Genomic DNA, 15,572 nt, shown 5'->3' with positions numbered 1-15,572 from the left:
GAACTCACCGCTCCCGCTTCGCGATTCGGTCGGCGAGCCCTTCGCCGACGATGCCGAAGGCGACCACGGCGAGGACGATGCACGCGGACGGCGCGAGCGCCGGCAGCATCGCTCCCTGCTGGATCGCCGACTGGCCCTCGTTGATCATGGCTCCCCAATCGGCCGTGGGCGGCTGCACCCCGAACCCGAGGAAGGACAGGGCGGCGAGATCCATGAGCACGTAGCCGAAGTTCATCGCGGACTGTGCGAACACGGTCGGCGCGATGTTCGGCAGCAGATGACGCAGGCAGATCGTCCAGCCCGACCAGCCCTGCACGCGGTAGGACTCGATGTAGGCGCGGGCCTTCTCCTGACGGGCGAGGCCTCGGACCAGGCGTCCGACGTACGGGGTGTAGGCCACGGCCATGGCGATCACGGGCGCGGCCATGCCCGAGCCGAGGACGGCCACCAGAAGGATGGCCAGCAGCAGTCCGGGGATCGCGAAGGCCAGGTCCATCGACCGGGACAGCAGGGCATCGGCCCAGCCGCCGCGCCAGGCGGCGACGAGGCCGACGAGCGTGCCCAGGAGGGTCGAGACGCCGACCACGAGGAGCGGTCCGAGCAGGCCCGTCCGCGCACCGTGGATGAGTCTCGAAAGGATGTCCCGGCCCGACTGGTCGGTGCCGAGGAGATGGTCGGCGCTGGTGCCTGTCAGGCTCGCCGACAGGTCGAGCACGTCGGGGTCGTACGGTGCGAGTACGGGGGCGAGGACGGCGATCAGGACGAGCACCGCGAGCACGACGACACCTGCCGTGAACAGTGGGCCCTGGCCGAGAACCTGAAGTCCGCGCAGGCCCCGGCGGCGGCGCAGCTCGCCCGGGGAGGGGGGCGCGGGGGAGATGGCAGTGGTCATCGGGAAGCCTCCCCGTAGAGGGACAGCCGGGGATCGACAACCGGCACGAGCAGATCGACGATCAGGTTGACGACGACGAACGCCGCCACGCTGAGCAGCGTGATCGCCTGGACGACGGCGAAGTCCTTGGCGGTCACCGCCTGCACCAGCAGGGAGCCGATACCGGACACGTTGAAGGCGGTTTCGACGATCGAGGTGCTGATCAACAGGCCGGCGAGCATGGTGCCGCCGACGGTGACGATGGGGCCCAGTGCGTTGCGCAGCACATGCCGACGGACCACGGCGCCTCTCGCGACACCGCGGGCGCGCGCCACCTCCACGTGTTCACGCCCGAGTTCGTCGAGCATCGCCGACCGGGTGACCCGGGCCAGCAGTCCGGCGAACGTCACCGCCAGGGCGAAGGCGGGCAGCGTCAGATGGTAGAGGCGGTCGCCGAAGCCCTCGGGAGTGCCACCGGGCCCGGGAAACCAGCCCAGTTGGACCGAGAAGAGCGAGACGAGCGCGATGGCGCTGACGAACGAGGGAGTGGCCGTGGCGACGCCGGTTCCGAGGAGCACCGCGCGGTCCACCGCGCCGGGGCGCAGGGCGGCCAAGATGCCGCCCGTCACGCCGAGGACGCCGACCAGCAGTGCCGAGTAACCGACGAGCAGCGCGGTGCCCGGCAGACGGGAGGCGATGAGGGAGCCGACGTCCTGGTGGAACTGGGTGGAGCGGCCGAAGTCGCCGTGCAGGACGCCGCCGAGCCACTTCGCGTACTGGACGGGCAGCGGGTCGTCCAAGTGGTACTGCGTGCGCAGCGCCGCGACCGCGTCCGGGGTCGCGGGGCGGCCGTGGAGCAGGAAGGTCACCGGGTCGCCCGGCGCGAGATGCACGGTGCCGAAGACGATGAACGAGGTGATGAGCAGCACCACCGCCAGGCCGCCGAGGCGGCTCATCAGATAGCGCGTCATTACTGCGCGGCCCCGATCTTCGCGGCCCAGGGGTAGTACAGCTGAGCGATGCCGGTCGGGGCACCTGTCACCCGGCTGCCGAGGAAGACCGAGTAAGGGGCTTCGTACAGCGGGATGATCGGGAGCTCGCGCACGGCGATGCGCTGGAGTTCGGCGGTCAGGTCCGCTCGGCGCGCCGCATCGGGCTCCGCGTTCGCCTTGTCGAAGAGGGCGTCGAACTCGGCGTTCGACCAGTTGCCGTAGTTGCCGAAGTCACCTGTGCGCAGGTACTGGTAGAACTCCAGCGGGTCGGGCGTGTTGTCGTACCCGTTGGTGATGACGAGGTCCAGTCCCTTGCGGGCGCCGGGGTCGACGAAGATGCTGGTGTACGCCTCCGGGGCAACGGCCTTCAGTACTACGTCGAGGCCGATCTGCTTGCCGGCCGCCTGGACGGCGTTGGCCATGACGCTGATCTCCGGGGCGAGCGAACTGGTGACGAGGGTGACCTTGCGCCCCGTGGCACCGGCCTCGGCGATCAGCTTCTTCGCGCGTGCCACGTCGTACACGGGCTCGGGCAGCGCCTTGAAGTAGTCGTCGGCCTTCTCGGGCGCCAGTGCCCACGCGCCGCGCGCGGTGGGCGCCTTCGCGGGAACGCCGATGCCGCCGGCGGCAGCCTTGATCATGTTCTTGCGGTCGAGGGCCATGGAGAGGGCCTGGCGGACCTTGAGGTTTCCGAGCGTGCCCTTGAGGTCGAGCACGGAGAGATCGGCGGCCGCCGTGTTGGGGCCGAAGTGCACCGTGCCCTTGGAGCTGGCGCGCAGCTGGGCGAGAGAGGAGGAGGGCACCAGGTAGCCGCCGTCGGCCGTGCCGGACAGGAAGGCGTTGGTGCGGGCCGACGGGTCCTCGATGAAGGTGAACCTCACGGTGTTGGTCCTGGGAATCAGCGACCGGTCCCAGTAGTCGGTGTACTTCTTCAGAGTGAGGCTGTCGCCCTGGGCCCAGCTGTCGAGCGTGTACGGGCCGGTGCAGTTGACCTTGCCCTTGGGGCCGCCGTAGTTCTTACCGGTCTTGGCCAGGAAGGCGGCGCTCTCGACGGTGCCGGGGGAGGCCGCCATGAGTTCGTTGAGGAGCACGTCGGGCTTGCTGAGCCGGATCGTCACCTCCAGCGGCCCGCTCTTCCTGATGGAGGAGACGTTCTTGAAGGCCGAGCCCCACGGGGAGCCGGTGGCCGGATCCATGTGGCGTTTGAGGGAGGCGACCACGTCGTCCGCCGTCATGGTCGATCCGTCGTGGAACTTCACACCCCGTCGAAGGGTGTACACCCAGGTTTTCGGGTCCGGGTTCGCGTACTTCACGGCCAGCCCGGGTTCGATCTTCATGTCGGGGGTGACCCGCAGCAGTTGCTCGCACACGTTGGCGAGCACGGTGTTCGGCGGGTAGTCGTAGGCGAGGGCGTAGTCGAGCGTGTACGGCTCGGCGTACAGCGACCAGGTGAGGGAGTCGAGGGAGCCCTTCGCCGCCGGGGAGTTCGCGGTGACGGTGTAGGCGGGGGCGCCGCCGCCGGATCGCGATCCGGTCGCACCGGAACACCCGGCGGTGGCGGTCGTGACGACGGCGGAACAGACGAGCAGCGCGGTGGCTCTGGACATGCGCAAGGAGACCCACCCCTTTTCGGGTGTAGTGACGGGCGCGGAGATGGAGCGAGTATTGATGCGGGAACGTTCCCGCGCAAGGCTTTGCGGGAACGGTTTTGCCGAGGTCGTGAGGGTGGCAGCATCAGCGCATGACCTCAGCTCCCCAACGCGGCGGACTCACTCGGCGGACCGCCCCGCCGCGCGTCCGTCTCGTCGATGTCGCCCGCGAGGCGGGCCTCTCCAAGACCACCGTCTCGGCGGCTCTCAACGGCACGGGACGGCTCTCGCCGGCCGTACGGGAGAAAGCCAGGGAGACTGCGCGCAGAATGGGATATCGACCCAACGCCACCGCCCGGCAACTGCGTGCGGGGCGGGCCCGGCTGATCGGCTACGTCGTGGGGGAGTTCGCAGGAACCCCGTGGACGTATCTGGAGTCGCCGTACTTCGCCCAGTTGACCAGCGCTACGGCGGCTGCGGCGCTCAAACACGGCTACGCCCTGGTGATGCTGCCCGCGGGATCGCTGCAGAGCGAGTGGGCCGACCTGCCGCTCGAAGCGGTGATCGTTGCCGATCCGGTTGCCGACGACCGGGTGCTGGATGATCTGCTCGCCGCCCGTATCCCCGTCTTCAGCGACGGATCGGTGGACGGCAGACCTGGCGCGCACTGGGTGGACGTCGACGCCGAGGAGGCGGTCCGCGAAACTCTGGAGCATCTGGAATCGCAGGGCGCGCGGCGGACGGCGCTGGTGCTGCCCGACAGCACCACCCGCTTCCACCGGGGGGTTCTGACCGCCTACCGGGACTGGTGTGCCGCACACGGCTGCACGGCCCGGGTGACCTACGCCACCGACGTCGGCAACGGCCCGGTGCTCCGGGCGATGGACAGCGCGCTGACGGCCGCCGAGCGGCCCGACGCCCTCTTTGTGGTGGCGGAGCTGAGCCCGCCGCTCGTCCTGGAGGCGGCACGCCGCCACGGCTACGACGTACCCGGAGACCTTCTCGTGGTGTGTGTGAGCGAGGACGGTTCGGCCGAGCACACCGAACCTCCGATCTCGACGCTGAGCCTTCAGCCGCGGGAGGTTGCCGAGGCCGGGATCGAACTTCTCGTCGCCGCCCTGGAGAACGGTGACGAAGGACCCCCGGGCGTGCTCGTGCCGACACGCCTGATGGTCCGGGAGTCCTCGCGTCGGTCGTCCTAGGTTCCGCCTCAGGCGGAGTGCACCAGCGTGCCGCCGACGTAGGTGCGCAGGACCTGGGCCTCGGCGATCTCCTCCGGGGGAAGCGTGAAGATGTCCCGGTCCAGCACCACCAGGTCGGCCAGGTGGCCGGGGAGCAGACTGCCGGTGTCGTCGAGCCCGTTCACATGCGCCGAGCCGGCGGTGTAGGCGGCGACCGCGGTGGCCAGGTCGAGGCGCTGCTCCGGCAGGAAGACCCGCCCGTCGGTGGCCTCGGGCTCCATCCGGTTCACCGCGACATGGATTCCGGCGATCGGGTCGGGGCTGCTGACGGGCCAGTCGCTGCCTGCGGCCAGAGTGGCGCCGGCGCGCAGCAGGGAGCCGAACGGGTACTGCCAGGAGGCCCGTTCGGGGCCGAGGAAGGGGATTGTCAGCTCGTCCATCTGAGGTTCGTGTGCGGCCCAGAGCGGCTGGATGTTGGCGATGGCGCCGAGCCGTGTGAAGCGGTCCAGATCGTCGGGGTGGACCACTTGGAGGTGGGCGAGATGATGGCGGTTGCCGCGTCGCCCATGGGCCTCGACAGCTGCCTCGACCGCGTCCAGGGCTTCGCGCACCCCCCGGTCGCCGAGCGCGTGGAAGTGGACCTGGAAGTCATGGGCGTCGAGTTCGGTGACGTACGAGCGCAGGGCGACGGGGTCGACGAAGCTCAGACCCGAGTTGGCGGTGGCGCAGCCGCACCCGTCGAGGTAGGGGGTGGTCATGGCCGCCGTGAAGTTCTCGGCGATGCCGTCCTGCATGATCTTCACCGCACGGGCCCGGAACCGTCCGTGGCTCAACTGCTCCCGCCGGGACAGCAACTCGGGGATCTGCTCGGCCCCCCGCTCGCGGTCCCACCACAGGGCCCCGGTCACCCGGGCGGTGAGCGTGCCTTCACGGGCGGCTGTCAGATAGGCGTCGGACGGGTCCGCATTGCCGCCGAACACGCCCAGCAGGGCATCTTGCCAGCCGGTGACACCGAGGGAGTGCAGCAGCTTCTGGGCCCGCAGCAGACCGGCGAGGCGGTCCGCCGCCGTGCTCGGCGGCACGATCCGGGAGACCAGGGCAGTGGCGCCCTCCTGCAGCATTCCGGTCGGGGTGCCGTCCGGCTCGCGCTCGATCCGGCCGTCGACAGGATCGGCGGATTCCCGCGTGAGACCGGCCAGTTCGAGCGCCCGGGTGTTGGCCCAGGCGCCGTGGTGGTCGCGGTTGGTGAGAAGAACGGGGCGGTCCGGGATTACGGAGTCGAGGAGCTGCCGGGTGGGCAGTCCGCCGTCGAAGCTCTCCATGGACCAGCCGCTGCCCGTGATCCACGGGCGGTCCGGGTGCGCGTCGGCGTAGGAGCGTATGCGGGTGAGATAGTCCTCGACACCCACGGTGCCGGTCAGATCGCACTCGGCCAGTTCCATTCCGCCGAACACGGCGTGGATGTGGGAGTCCTGGAATCCGGGGAGTAGCAACTTGCCCTGGAGATCGATGACTTCGGTGTCCGGGCCGATCAGTTCGCGCACCTCGTCATGGCCGACGGCGGTGATGCGCTCGCCCGTGACGGCCAGGCTGCTTGCCCGGGTGCGCGCGGGATCGCCGGTGTGGATGGGGCCACGGGTGAAGATCAGATCGGGCTTGGCCATGAGGTGCTCCGAGGTGACTGGGAGGGGGTGTGCCGAACGGTCATGCAACCGAGGTGCCCATCACATGTCAATGCTGTTGTCGTAAGACGTCCGGAGAGAGGACGACCACGGCTCGGCCGACCTGGCCCTTCTCGCCTGCCACGCGCGGGCGCACACGGCGCCGCCGCCACCGCCGCGATCCTCGCGCAACTCGGCCCGGACCGTGCCGGGTCCGGACAACGGCCCGCAGCAGTCCCGGCTCAGGCGCAACGTCCCGGGGAAGCCCCACGGGTGCTGCCGCCCCCTTTCGAGCCGGCATTTTGCCTGGTCAGGAAGGAGGCGGCGGCGTTTGTCGATCAAATATCCCGGAAGATCTCGATCTGCGCGCCCACGGAGTTGAGGCGCTCCGCGAGCTCCTCGTAACCGCGGTTGATCACATACACGTTGCGCAGTACGGACGTGCCCTCCGCCGCCATCATGGCGAGCAGCACCACCACGGCGGGCCGCAGTGCGGGCGGGCACATCATCTCGGCGGCGCGCCACCGGGTCGGGCCCTCGACCAGCACCCGGTGCGGGTCCAGGAGTTGGAGCCTGCCGCCGAGGCGGTTCAGGTCGGTGAGGTAGATGGCCCGGTTGTCGTAGACCCAGTCGTGGATGAGGGTCTGGCCGTGGGCCGAGGCGGCTATCGCCGCGAAGAAGGGCACATTGTCGATGTTGAGCCCGGGGAACGGCATGGGGTGGATCTTGTCGATCGGCGCCTCCAGTTTGGAGGGCCGGACCGTGAGGTCGACCAGCCGGGTACGGCCGTTGTCGGCGGCGTACTCCGTCGTACGGTCGCAGTCGACGCCCATCTCCTCAAGGACCGCGAGCTCGATCTCGAGGAACTCGATCGGCACCCGGCGGATCGTCAGCCGGGACTCCGTCACCACGGCGGCGGCGAGGAGGCTCATCGCCTCGACCGGGTCCTCGGAGGGGGAGTAGTCGACGTCCACATCTATGTGCGGGACGCCGTGCACGGTCAGTGTGGTCGTGCCGATGCCGTCCACGCGTATGCCCAGTGCCTCCAGGAAGAAGCAGAGGTCCTGGACCATGTAGTTGGAGGACGCGTTGCGGATGACGGTCGTGCCGTCGTGCCGGGCGGCGGCCAGCAGCGCGTTCTCGGTGACGGTGTCGCCGCGCTCGGTCAGCACTATGGGGCGGCCGGGGGTGACCGAGTGGTCGACCTGGGCGTGGTAGATGCCCTCGGTCGCGGCGATCTCCAGACCGAAGCGGCGCAGCGCGATCATGTGCGGCTCGATGGTCCGCGTACCGAGGTCGCAGCCGCCCGCGTACGGGAGCTTGAAGCGGTCCATGCGGTGCAGCAGCGGGCCGAGGAACATGATGATGGAACGGGTCCGGCGGGCGGCGTCCGCGTCGATGGCGTCCATGTTCAGCCGGGCGGGCGGGACGATCTCCAGATCGGTTCCCTCGTTGATCCACCGGGCCCGCACGCCGATGGAGTTCAGCACCTCCAGGAGGCGGTAGACCTCTTCGATCCGGGCCACGCGGCGCAGCACCGTACGGCCCTTGTTGAGCAACGAGGCGCAGAGCAGTGCCACGCACGCGTTCTTGCTCGTCTTGACGTCGATGGAGCCCGAGAGCCGGCGGCCGCCGACCACCCGCAGGTGCATGGGCCCGGCGTAGCCGAGCGACACGATCTCGCTGTCGAGTGCCTCACCGATGCGCGCGATCATCTCAAGGCTGATGTTTTGATTGCCGCGCTCGATGCGGTTCACGGCGCTCTGGCTGGTGGCGAGCGCCTCGGCGAGCTGACTCTGTGTCCAGCCCCGATGCTGACGGGCGTCGCGGATGAGCTTGCCGATGCGTACGAGGTAATCGTCTGACATGACGAAAGGTTATCTCAGATATGAGATGGGACCTGTGTCGGGGTGTGGTGTTCGGGTGACGCTCGGGCGTGTCGGCGCGGCAGTTGCAGGTCAGGCCTGTATGAAAAGCGCGGGTCCGGTGCGGGCCGTGCGTTCCATGGTCCACCCGGAGCGCCGCGAGCGCGCGCGGTGTGCGTCCGTACGGGTACGGACGTCGTCTCTTGGCCGTCGTGTCCCGGCCGTCGCCGTACGGCCGTCGTCTTCCGGCGGTCGTCTTCCGGCGGTCAGTCCTCGAAGCCGCCGCTGCGCAGGATGCTGTCGATGCGGGCGCGATGCGCCGCCTCCCATGCGTCGAGGGATTCGCCGGCCTCCTTGGCCGCCTTCGTCCGCGCGTCGAGGAGCACCTGCTCGTGCCCGGCGCGGGGAACGACCACGATGCCCTCTTCGTCCGCCACCACGATGTCGCCGGCGTCCACGTCCACCCCTCCGCACCGCACAGGGCCGTTGAGCGGGCCGACGGCCTTCTTGGTTCCGGGGATCGGGATGACGCCCCTGGCGAAGACGGGGAAGCCCATCTCGCGCACCTCGGCGAGGTCGCGGATCACGCCGTCGGTCACGAACGCGGCGATGCCCCGGCGTTGGGCGACGGCACAGACGTTGCCGCCCGCGAGCGCGTAGTCCACGTCACCCGACTCGACGACGATGACGGTGCCGGGCCCCGCGCGATGGATGGCCGCGTGCAGCATGAGGTTGTCGCCCGGGGGACACCGCACGGTGAACGCCGGGCCGACGACTCGCGGGACCGAGGACCACAGCGGCCGGATGCCGATGTCCATGACCTGCCCGCGCCCCAGGAGATCGGCGAGGGTGGTCGGGGAGATGTTCTTGAACTCGCTCACGTCGTTCATGTTCCTCCGTCGTCCGGGTCCGCACGTCAGGTGTCGTACTGGCCGTCCCAGGGAGCGTAGAAGCCGAGGTGGTCGGGGTAGAGCTCGACCCACTCGTCCTCGTCCTCGTCCTCGTCGCACTCGTCCTCGCCGCCGTCGTGGCGTTCGACGACCAGCCCGAAGAGCACGCCGTCGACCGTCAGCCGGAAGGGCCGGATCGCGATGTCCCCGTACTCGCGCCCGGGAAGACCGTCGAGGAGCGCTGTCATCCGTGACTGTGCCCGCGCCATGACGGAGTTCTCGCCAGGAGGGCGTTGCAGCTGCTCGGCCCATGTGCCCGCGCACCGGATGTCCGAGTCGATGTGCCGGCCCTCGTGGTCGAACCGGTGGAGGACGGTGTAGAGGCGCTTGTGCTCCTCCCAGCCGTCGTCGACCGTGAACCCGTCCGGGAAGGCGTAGGTGATCGAGGCCAGGAACTGTCCGCCTGCGTACCGCCCGATGGTGTCGGTGCGGTAGTCCGGCTCGTGGGCGATGGGGATGATCGCTGGGACTGCCATGGCGAAACCATAGATACGGCATCGGACTTGCCCGCAGCCGGGGCGGCGGATCCGGCCACGGCCGGCCGGATCCGCCGACGGTTCTCAGGCGTTGACCGGACCGCGCGGCTCGCGCCACATGGCCCACAGTGTCGGCCCGTCCTGCGGCAGCCGGACCTCCTGGCGCACGGTGAAGCCGAAGTGTTCGTAGAAGGGGAGGTTGGAGGCCTTGGAGGACTCCAGGTAGGCGGGCAGGCCCGCCGCGTCGGCCTTGGCCAGCCCCGAGCGCAGCAGGGCGGCCCCCTGGCCCTGTCCCTGGGCGGCGGGGTCGGCGCCGATCAACGCCAGGTACCAGTGCGGTTCCTCGGGCGTGTGCTTGGCGGCCGTCTCGACGGTGTCCTTGAACAGCCCGGCCCGGTCGCCGAGTATGTTCAGCAGCTCCTGGATGGTCTCCGCGTCCGGAACGGCCTTGGCCTGCGCCTCCGGCGGCACCCAGAAGGCCGCCGCGGACTCGGTGCGCTCGCACACGCTGCTGTGGACGTACTGCCGGGTGAAGATCGTGGTGAAGTAACTGACCAGCGACGCCTGGCGCGAGGAGTCGTCGGGGAAGAACGAGCGCATCATCGGGTCGTCGTCGAAGGCGAGGGCCAGGGAACGGCTGATCTGCGGGGCGTCGTCGACCGTTGCCGTTTTCGGCGTATTCGTTATCGGCATACGGACATTCTGCATTTGGTGATCTTCGACGGCGAAGCGGGGTGGCGAGTGACAGGGCGGTGAAGGGCGGGGTGGTGGTCCTGAGGGGGAAGCCGATGGTGACGCGGATGCGCGAGCTGTACTACTACGACTACGCGAACGACTTCGGGCTCAGCGGCTTCGCCGGCGCGCTGTGCTCCCGGGCGACGCTCCGCACCGACGCACCCGTGGTGCTCGCCCTCGCCGGGGCGTGGTCACCACCGTGGACCCGGACCTGGGCTTCCGCCTGTTCCTGGGGATGCTCTTCACGTACGACGTCCCCGTGACCGATGCCCAGCGCGTCCGCTACCAGGCGCTCGCCGAACAGCTCGGATACAGCGCGGACCACCTCGACGACCAGCTGCCCCGTCGACCGGACTGATCCGCCCGGCCACCGCCCCCACGCGCTGCCGCGGGATCGCGCAAGGCGCTGATGCAGCCTTGCTACCGGCGGTAATCTGCGGGCCCGTCCGCGGCATGAGGGAGTGGCATGGGGGAGTGGCACAGGTGCCGTCACGGGATTCGACCCTGTCGCCGAGCACGAGAAGGCCCGCGCTGCGCCGGGTGCCGCGCCCCTCCGGCTGGTCCGGCTGCTGAGCGACGTCGCCGACCGGGGCGCGGCCTCCGGCATCCCGGTGTGGTCGGTGGGCGACGTAGGCGTGCACCTCGCGGCCGTGAGACCGGCGGCCGCAGGCCGTGGCTCGCCACGCGGCTCGGCGGGCTCATCGCCACCCCCCGACCCGCGGCGCGGGAGATCGGTGGCGCCCGCGCATGACCGTGCGACGGTGATGTACTAGAGTTATCTCGACATCGAGATATATGCCGAAGGCGCACCGCAGTCCGCCAGTCGGTAAGGGTTACCTAACTAATCCTTACCTTAGCGGATGGTCGAGGGGCCGTAGGCGGCACCACGCGGCGCCCGCCGTAATGAGGCGCGGCGCGGAGTACGCGCACATTGATGAAGGAGACTGTCGTGTCGGCGAACAGCTTCGACGCCCGCAGCACGCTGCGCGTGGGCGACGAGTCGTACGAGATCTTCAAGCTGGACAAGGTCGAGGGCTCCGCGCGCCTCCCTTACAGCCTGAAGGTGCTGCTGGAGAATCTGCTCCGCACCGAGGACGGCGCGAACATCACCGCCGATCACATCCGGGCGCTCGGTGGCTGGGACTCCCAGGCACAGCCCAGCCAGGAGATCCAGTTCACGCCGGCCCGCGTGATCATGCAGGACTTCACCGGTGTGCCGTGTGTCGTGGACCTCGCCACCATGCGTGAGGCCGTCAAGGAGCTGGGCGGCGACCCGGACAAGATCAACCCCCTCGCCCCGGCCGAGCTGGTCATCGACCACTCCGTCATCGCCGACAAGTTCGGCACCAACGACGCGTTCGCGCAGAACGTCGAGCTGGAGTACGGCCGCAACAAGGAGCGCTACCAGTTCCTGCGCTGGGGCCAGACCGCCTTCGACGAGTTCAAGGTCGTCCCCCCGGGCACCGGCATCGTCCACCAGGTCAACATCGAGCACCTGGCCCGTACGGTCATGGTCCGGGGCGGCCAGGCGTACCCCGACACCCTCGTCGGCACCGACTCGCACACCACCATGGTCAACGGCCTCGGCGTGCTGGGCTGGGGCGTCGGTGGCATCGAGGCCGAGGCCGCGATGCTCGGCCAGCCGGTCTCCATGCTCATCCCGCGCGTCGTCGGCTTCAAGCTGACCGGCGAGCTCCCGGCCGGCACCACCGCCACCGACCTGGTGCTGACCATCACCGAGATGCTCCGCAAGCACGGTGTCGTCGGCAAGTTCGTCGAGTTCTACGGTGAGGGCGTCGCCGCCACCTCCCTCGCGAACCGCGCCACCATCGGCAACATGTCGCCGGAGTTCGGCTCCACCGCCGCGATCTTCCCGATCGATGACGAGACGCTGAAGTACCTGCGTCTGACCGGCCGTGACGAGCAGCAGGTCGCGCTCGTCGAGGCGTACGCCAAGGAGCAGGGCCTCTGGCTCGACCCGGCCGCCGAGCCGGACTTCTCCGAGAAGCTGGAGCTGGACCTGTCGACGGTCGTCCCGTCGATCGCCGGCCCGAAGCGCCCGCAGGACCGCATCATCCTCGCGAACGCCAAGGCGCAGTTCGCCCAGGACGTGCGCAACTACGTCTCGGACGACGAGGAGTCGGGCAAGGAGTCCTTCCCGGCCTCCGACTCCCCGGCCGCCCACAACGGCGTCCCGTCGAACCCGACCACGGTCACGGCCCCCGACGGCACGACGTACGAGATCGACCACGGCGCCGTCACCGTCGCCGCGATCACCTCCTGCACCAACACCTCGAACCCCTACGTCATGGTCGCCGCGGCGCTCGTGGCGAAGAAGGCGGTCGAGAAGGGCCTGACCCGCAAGCCGTGGGTCAAGACCACCCTCGCCCCGGGCTCCAAGGTCGTCACCGACTACTTCGACAAGGCGGGCCTGACCCCGTACCTCGACAAGGTCGGCTTCAACCTCGTCGGCTACGGCTGCACCACCTGCATCGGCAACTCCGGCCCGCTGCCGGAGGAGGTCTCCAAGGCGGTCAACGAGCACGACCTGGCCGTGACCTCGGTGCTCTCCGGCAACCGCAACTTCGAGGGCCGGATCAACCCCGACGTCAAGATGAACTACCTGGCGTCCCCGCCGCTGGTCGTCGCGTACGCCATCGCCGGTTCGATGAAGGTGGACATCACCAAGGACGCCCTGGGCATCGACCAGGACGGCAAGCCGGTCTACCTCACCGACATCTGGCCCACCGAGGCCGAGGTGAACGACGTCGTCGCCAACTCCATCGGCGAGGACATGTTCAACAAGTCCTACCGGGACGTCTTCGCGGGCGACGCCCAGTGGCAGGCGCTGTCGATCCCGACCGGCAACACCTTCGAGTGGGACCCGCAGTCCACCTACGTGCGCAAGCCCCCGTACTTCGAGGGCATGACGATGGAGACGACCCCGGTCGCCGACATCACCGGCGCCCGGGTGCTCGCCAAGCTGGGCGACTCGGTCACCACCGACCACATCTCCCCGGCCGGTGCGATCAAGGCCGACACCCCGGCCGGCAAGTACCTCACGGAGCACGGCGTCGAGCGCCGTGACTTCAACTCCTACGGCTCGCGCCGAGGCAACCACGAGGTCATGATCCGCGGCACCTTCGCGAACATCCGCCTGCGCAACCAGATCGCCCCGGGCACCGAGGGTGGCTTCACCCGCGACTTCACCCGGTCCGATGAAGGTGCGCCGGTGTCGTTCATCTACGACGCCTCGCAGAACTACCAGGCCGCCGGCACCCCGCTGGTCATCCTGGCGGGCAAGGAGTACGGCTCCGGCTCGTCCCGCGACTGGGCCGCCAAGGGCACCGCGCTCCTCGGCGTCAAGGCCGTCATCGCCGAGTCCTACGAGCGCATCCACCGCTCGAACCTCATCGGCATGGGCGTCCTCCCGCTCCAGTTCCCGGAGGGCGCGACCGCCGAGTCCCTCGGCCTGACCGGCGAGGAGTCCTTCTCCTTCACCGGCGTGACCGAGCTGAACAACGGCACCACGCCGCGCACGGTCAAGGTGACCACCGACACCGGTGTGGAGTTCGACGCGGTCGTCCGCATCGACACCCCTGGTGAGGCGGACTACTACCGCAACGGCGGCATCATGCAGTACGTGCTCCGCAACCTGATCCGCAAGTAGTCGCGAGGCAGGCAGCAGAGCCGAAGGGCCGCACCCCGGAATCCCGGAGTGCGGCCCTTCGCGCGTCTTCCGAACCGGTCCCTGCCGCTTGATGCTCTGCACGAAGGCCGCCCGACTCGCGGTTCGCAGGCAGGGTCAGGACCGGGCTGTCGGCCGGCTTGGGGGCACGCGCCGGACCGGGAATCGCGGGATGCGCCACCCGTAGGTGGCTACCGTCGCCCGGTCGTCGAGGGCCGGGCGGCGGTAAACGAGTTGACGGGCGGCGCGGGCCGGCGTTCGTATGGCCGTCGGCCGCCAACCGCCGGCCGGTGTCCCATTCCTGAAGGGTGCTCCAGGGGCGTGCCCGCGGAGGGCCATCCGTGGCACTGGTCGGTCTTCCGGTGGCTCGACGGGAGCAGGTACCACGCCGTGACGAGGTCGACGGCGGCATCTCCCAGCCCCGTGCAGCCGAAGTCGATGGCGCACGCGCGCGGAGTCTTCCGTACGGCCCTGAACGCCGATGACGCGGCCTGGGCGCGGGGCCGGGGCTGGGCGTTGTCGACCGCGCTCGGCGAACTGCGCTACTACCGGGAGTCGAATCCGGCCATGGCGACGATCGCGCGGCACGTCATCCGCGAAGTCCTCGCAGGCGACGGAACGGCCCGTGACGCGGCTCCGACGGCCACGATTCAGGAGTGGGCGCGGATCAGGTCCAGCAGTCCCGGGAAGCGCTTGTCCAGCTCCTTCTTGCGAAGGGTGGCCGCACGGCTGTTGCCCCGGTCCACCTGCCGGACCAGGCCCGCCTCCCGCAGGGTCCTGAAGTGGTGCGTCGTCGTCGATTTGGAGACCGGCAGATCGAAGGACGCGCAGGTGCGGGCCGTGCCCTCCGGCTCATGGAGCAGGGCCACGACGATCCCCCACCGCAGGGGGTCGGAGACAGCGTTCAGGACCGTGCGCAGGTCCATCTCCTCCGGTGCCGGATGGCCTTCCTCGTCTGGCATCGCTGCTCTCCTCTCCTGGACCCGTCCGTGAGCTGTCGGCCTCCATCCTAGGTACGGCTTGCTTCCTACCTGGCGGTGTGCCAATTTGAGGTACGACAGAAATCGTACCTGATCGCCAGTGGCCGGGCCGAGCCTGGAGTTTGTCCCATGAGCACGCAGACCGCGTCGTCCGCCCCGCCGCCCACGCCCGTGGCACAGGAGGGGCCCGGCCGCGCCCCGGCCCTGATCGCCGTGCTCCTCGCCGTGCTCGTCGTGCCCATGCCCATCTCGGGGACCGCGGTCGCGCTCCCCGGGATCGGCGCCTCCACGCACGCCGCACTCGCGCCGCTCCAGTGGGTGGTCAACGCCTTCAACGTGGCCTTCGCCTGCTTCACGCTGGTCTGGGGATCGGTCGCCGACATCATCGGCCGCGTCAGGGCCTTCGCCGCGGGAGTCGCGCTCTACGCCGCCGCCTCGCTCGCCTCCGCCTTCGCCACCGATGTGCTGTGGCTGGACGTGACCGGTCGCGGCCCTGCCGGGTCCGGTCCGTCCGGCTGGGGCATTTGACGGAATGTCGCGGACCACCGGGTCGCCGTACCCGGAAACGGGCCACCGCCCGCCTC

General features: G+C 69.5%; 13 protein-coding genes and 1 pseudogene. 5 read left to right on the top strand and 9 right to left on the bottom strand.

All coding sequences use genetic code 11. From position 1 onward, the window contains the following. Nucleotides 1-4 precede the first annotated feature (4 nt). From ACFVX4_RS21070 to ACFVX4_RS21060, 3 genes are read right to left on the bottom strand one after another with little or no spacing between them, the layout of a single operon-like run. Nucleotides 5-892, bottom strand: a complete 888-nt coding sequence (locus ACFVX4_RS21070; protein ID WP_389979405.1) for an ABC transporter permease — start codon at nt 890-892, stop codon at nt 5-7. Further along, a complete protein-coding gene (locus ACFVX4_RS21065) occupies nt 889-1,842 on the bottom strand; it encodes an ABC transporter permease (protein ID WP_389979402.1) in 954 nt (317 codons plus the stop codon). Before ACFVX4_RS21065 ends, ACFVX4_RS21070 begins: the two co-directional genes overlap by 4 nt. Continuing rightward, nucleotides 1,842-3,470, bottom strand: coding sequence for an ABC transporter substrate-binding protein (locus ACFVX4_RS21060; protein WP_389979595.1), 1,629 nt, complete (start codon nt 3,468-3,470; stop codon nt 1,842-1,844). The genes ACFVX4_RS21065 and ACFVX4_RS21060 overlap by 1 nt, the downstream gene beginning before the upstream one ends. Nucleotides 3,471-3,604: 134 nt before the next feature. Between ACFVX4_RS21060 and ACFVX4_RS21055 the strand changes: the two genes are divergently transcribed. After that, entirely contained in the window at nt 3,605-4,654 is a 1,050-nt protein-coding gene (locus tag ACFVX4_RS21055) for a LacI family DNA-binding transcriptional regulator (protein WP_389979398.1), read from the top strand. Between the two features lie 8 nt (nt 4,655-4,662). Here ACFVX4_RS21055 and ACFVX4_RS21050 read toward each other — a convergent pair whose 3' ends face one another. The 5 genes from ACFVX4_RS21050 to ACFVX4_RS21030 all read right to left on the bottom strand — a co-directional run bounded on the left by ACFVX4_RS21050 (nt 4,663) and on the right by ACFVX4_RS21030 (nt 10,278). Beyond that, nucleotides 4,663-6,297, bottom strand: coding sequence for an amidohydrolase (locus tag ACFVX4_RS21050; protein ID WP_389979395.1), 1,635 nt, complete (start codon nt 6,295-6,297; stop codon nt 4,663-4,665). A 335-nt stretch (nt 6,298-6,632) separates the two neighbouring features. Continuing rightward, nucleotides 6,633-8,162 (bottom strand): helix-turn-helix domain-containing protein, encoded by a 1,530-nt coding sequence (locus ACFVX4_RS21045; RefSeq protein ID WP_389979392.1) that lies wholly within the window; start codon nt 8,160-8,162, stop codon nt 6,633-6,635. 263 nt (nt 8,163-8,425) lie between these two features. Then, complete coding sequence (locus ACFVX4_RS21040) at nt 8,426-9,049, bottom strand: RraA family protein (RefSeq protein WP_389979389.1); 624 nt, start codon at nt 9,047-9,049, stop codon at nt 8,426-8,428. Between the two features lie 26 nt (nt 9,050-9,075). Further along, entirely contained in the window at nt 9,076-9,585 is a 510-nt protein-coding gene (locus ACFVX4_RS21035) for a hypothetical protein (RefSeq protein ID WP_389979386.1), read from the bottom strand. An 84-nt stretch (nt 9,586-9,669) separates the two neighbouring features. Beyond that, a complete protein-coding gene (locus tag ACFVX4_RS21030) occupies nt 9,670-10,278 on the bottom strand; it encodes a GNAT family N-acetyltransferase (RefSeq protein WP_389979383.1) in 609 nt (202 codons plus the stop codon). Nucleotides 10,279-10,319: 41 nt separating this feature from the next. Here ACFVX4_RS21030 and ACFVX4_RS21025 point away from each other — a divergent pair, with 41 nt between their 5' ends. The 3 genes and pseudogenes from ACFVX4_RS21025 to ACFVX4_RS21015 form a co-directional block, all read left to right on the top strand. After that, on the top strand, nt 10,320-10,583 hold the full coding sequence (locus ACFVX4_RS21025) for a hypothetical protein (RefSeq protein ID WP_389979381.1): 264 nt from the start codon (nt 10,320-10,322) through the stop codon (nt 10,581-10,583). 686 nt (nt 10,584-11,269) lie between these two features. Continuing rightward, nucleotides 11,270-13,990 (top strand): aconitate hydratase AcnA, encoded by a 2,721-nt coding sequence (acnA, locus tag ACFVX4_RS21020; RefSeq protein WP_389979378.1) that lies wholly within the window; start codon nt 11,270-11,272, stop codon nt 13,988-13,990. 459 nt (nt 13,991-14,449) lie between these two features. Next, nucleotides 14,450-14,620 (top strand): annotated as a pseudogene (locus ACFVX4_RS21015) (phosphotransferase); the annotation flags it as partial. Between the two features lie 38 nt (nt 14,621-14,658). On the opposite strand, the gene ACFVX4_RS21010 reads toward ACFVX4_RS21015, so the two are convergent. After that, nucleotides 14,659-14,970, bottom strand: coding sequence for an ArsR/SmtB family transcription factor (locus ACFVX4_RS21010; RefSeq protein WP_389979375.1), 312 nt, complete (start codon nt 14,968-14,970; stop codon nt 14,659-14,661). Between the two features lie 147 nt (nt 14,971-15,117). Between ACFVX4_RS21010 and ACFVX4_RS21005 the strand changes: the two genes are divergently transcribed. Continuing rightward, nucleotides 15,118-15,516: an MFS transporter gene (locus tag ACFVX4_RS21005; RefSeq protein WP_389979372.1), complete on the top strand. Its 399-nt coding sequence runs from the start codon at nt 15,118-15,120 to the stop codon at nt 15,514-15,516. Nucleotides 15,517-15,572 lie beyond the last annotated feature (56 nt).

This window comes from Streptomyces sp. NPDC058240 (genome assembly GCF_042882135.1).
Classification (GTDB): Bacteria; Actinomycetota; Actinomycetes; order Streptomycetales; family Streptomycetaceae; genus Streptomyces.
The sequence above is the reverse complement of the archived record's forward strand: the minus strand, read 5'-3'. Positions and strand labels throughout refer to the sequence as shown.

Excerpts from the sequence above, each read along its gene's own strand:
- ACFVX4_RS21070 (WP_389979405.1), bottom strand. The coding sequence starts at position 892 with ATGACCACTGCCATCTCCCCCGCGCCCCCCTCCCCGGGCGAGCTGCGC.
- ACFVX4_RS21065 (WP_389979402.1), bottom strand. The coding sequence starts at position 1,842 with ATGACGCGCTATCTGATGAGCCGCCTCGGCGGCCTGGCGGTGGTGCTG.
- ACFVX4_RS21060 (WP_389979595.1), bottom strand. The coding sequence starts at position 3,470 with ATGTCCAGAGCCACCGCGCTGCTCGTCTGTTCCGCCGTCGTCACGACC.
- ACFVX4_RS21055 (WP_389979398.1), top strand. The coding sequence starts at position 3,605 with ATGACCTCAGCTCCCCAACGCGGCGGACTCACTCGGCGGACCGCCCCG.
- ACFVX4_RS21050 (WP_389979395.1), bottom strand. The coding sequence starts at position 6,297 with ATGGCCAAGCCCGATCTGATCTTCACCCGTGGCCCCATCCACACCGGC.
- ACFVX4_RS21045 (WP_389979392.1), bottom strand. The coding sequence starts at position 8,162 with ATGTCAGACGATTACCTCGTACGCATCGGCAAGCTCATCCGCGACGCC.
- ACFVX4_RS21040 (WP_389979389.1), bottom strand. The coding sequence starts at position 9,049 with ATGAACGACGTGAGCGAGTTCAAGAACATCTCCCCGACCACCCTCGCC.
- ACFVX4_RS21035 (WP_389979386.1), bottom strand. The coding sequence starts at position 9,585 with ATGGCAGTCCCAGCGATCATCCCCATCGCCCACGAGCCGGACTACCGC.
- ACFVX4_RS21030 (WP_389979383.1), bottom strand. The coding sequence starts at position 10,278 with ATGCCGATAACGAATACGCCGAAAACGGCAACGGTCGACGACGCCCCG.
- ACFVX4_RS21010 (WP_389979375.1), bottom strand. The coding sequence starts at position 14,970 with ATGCCAGACGAGGAAGGCCATCCGGCACCGGAGGAGATGGACCTGCGC.
- ACFVX4_RS21005 (WP_389979372.1), top strand. The coding sequence starts at position 15,118 with ATGAGCACGCAGACCGCGTCGTCCGCCCCGCCGCCCACGCCCGTGGCA.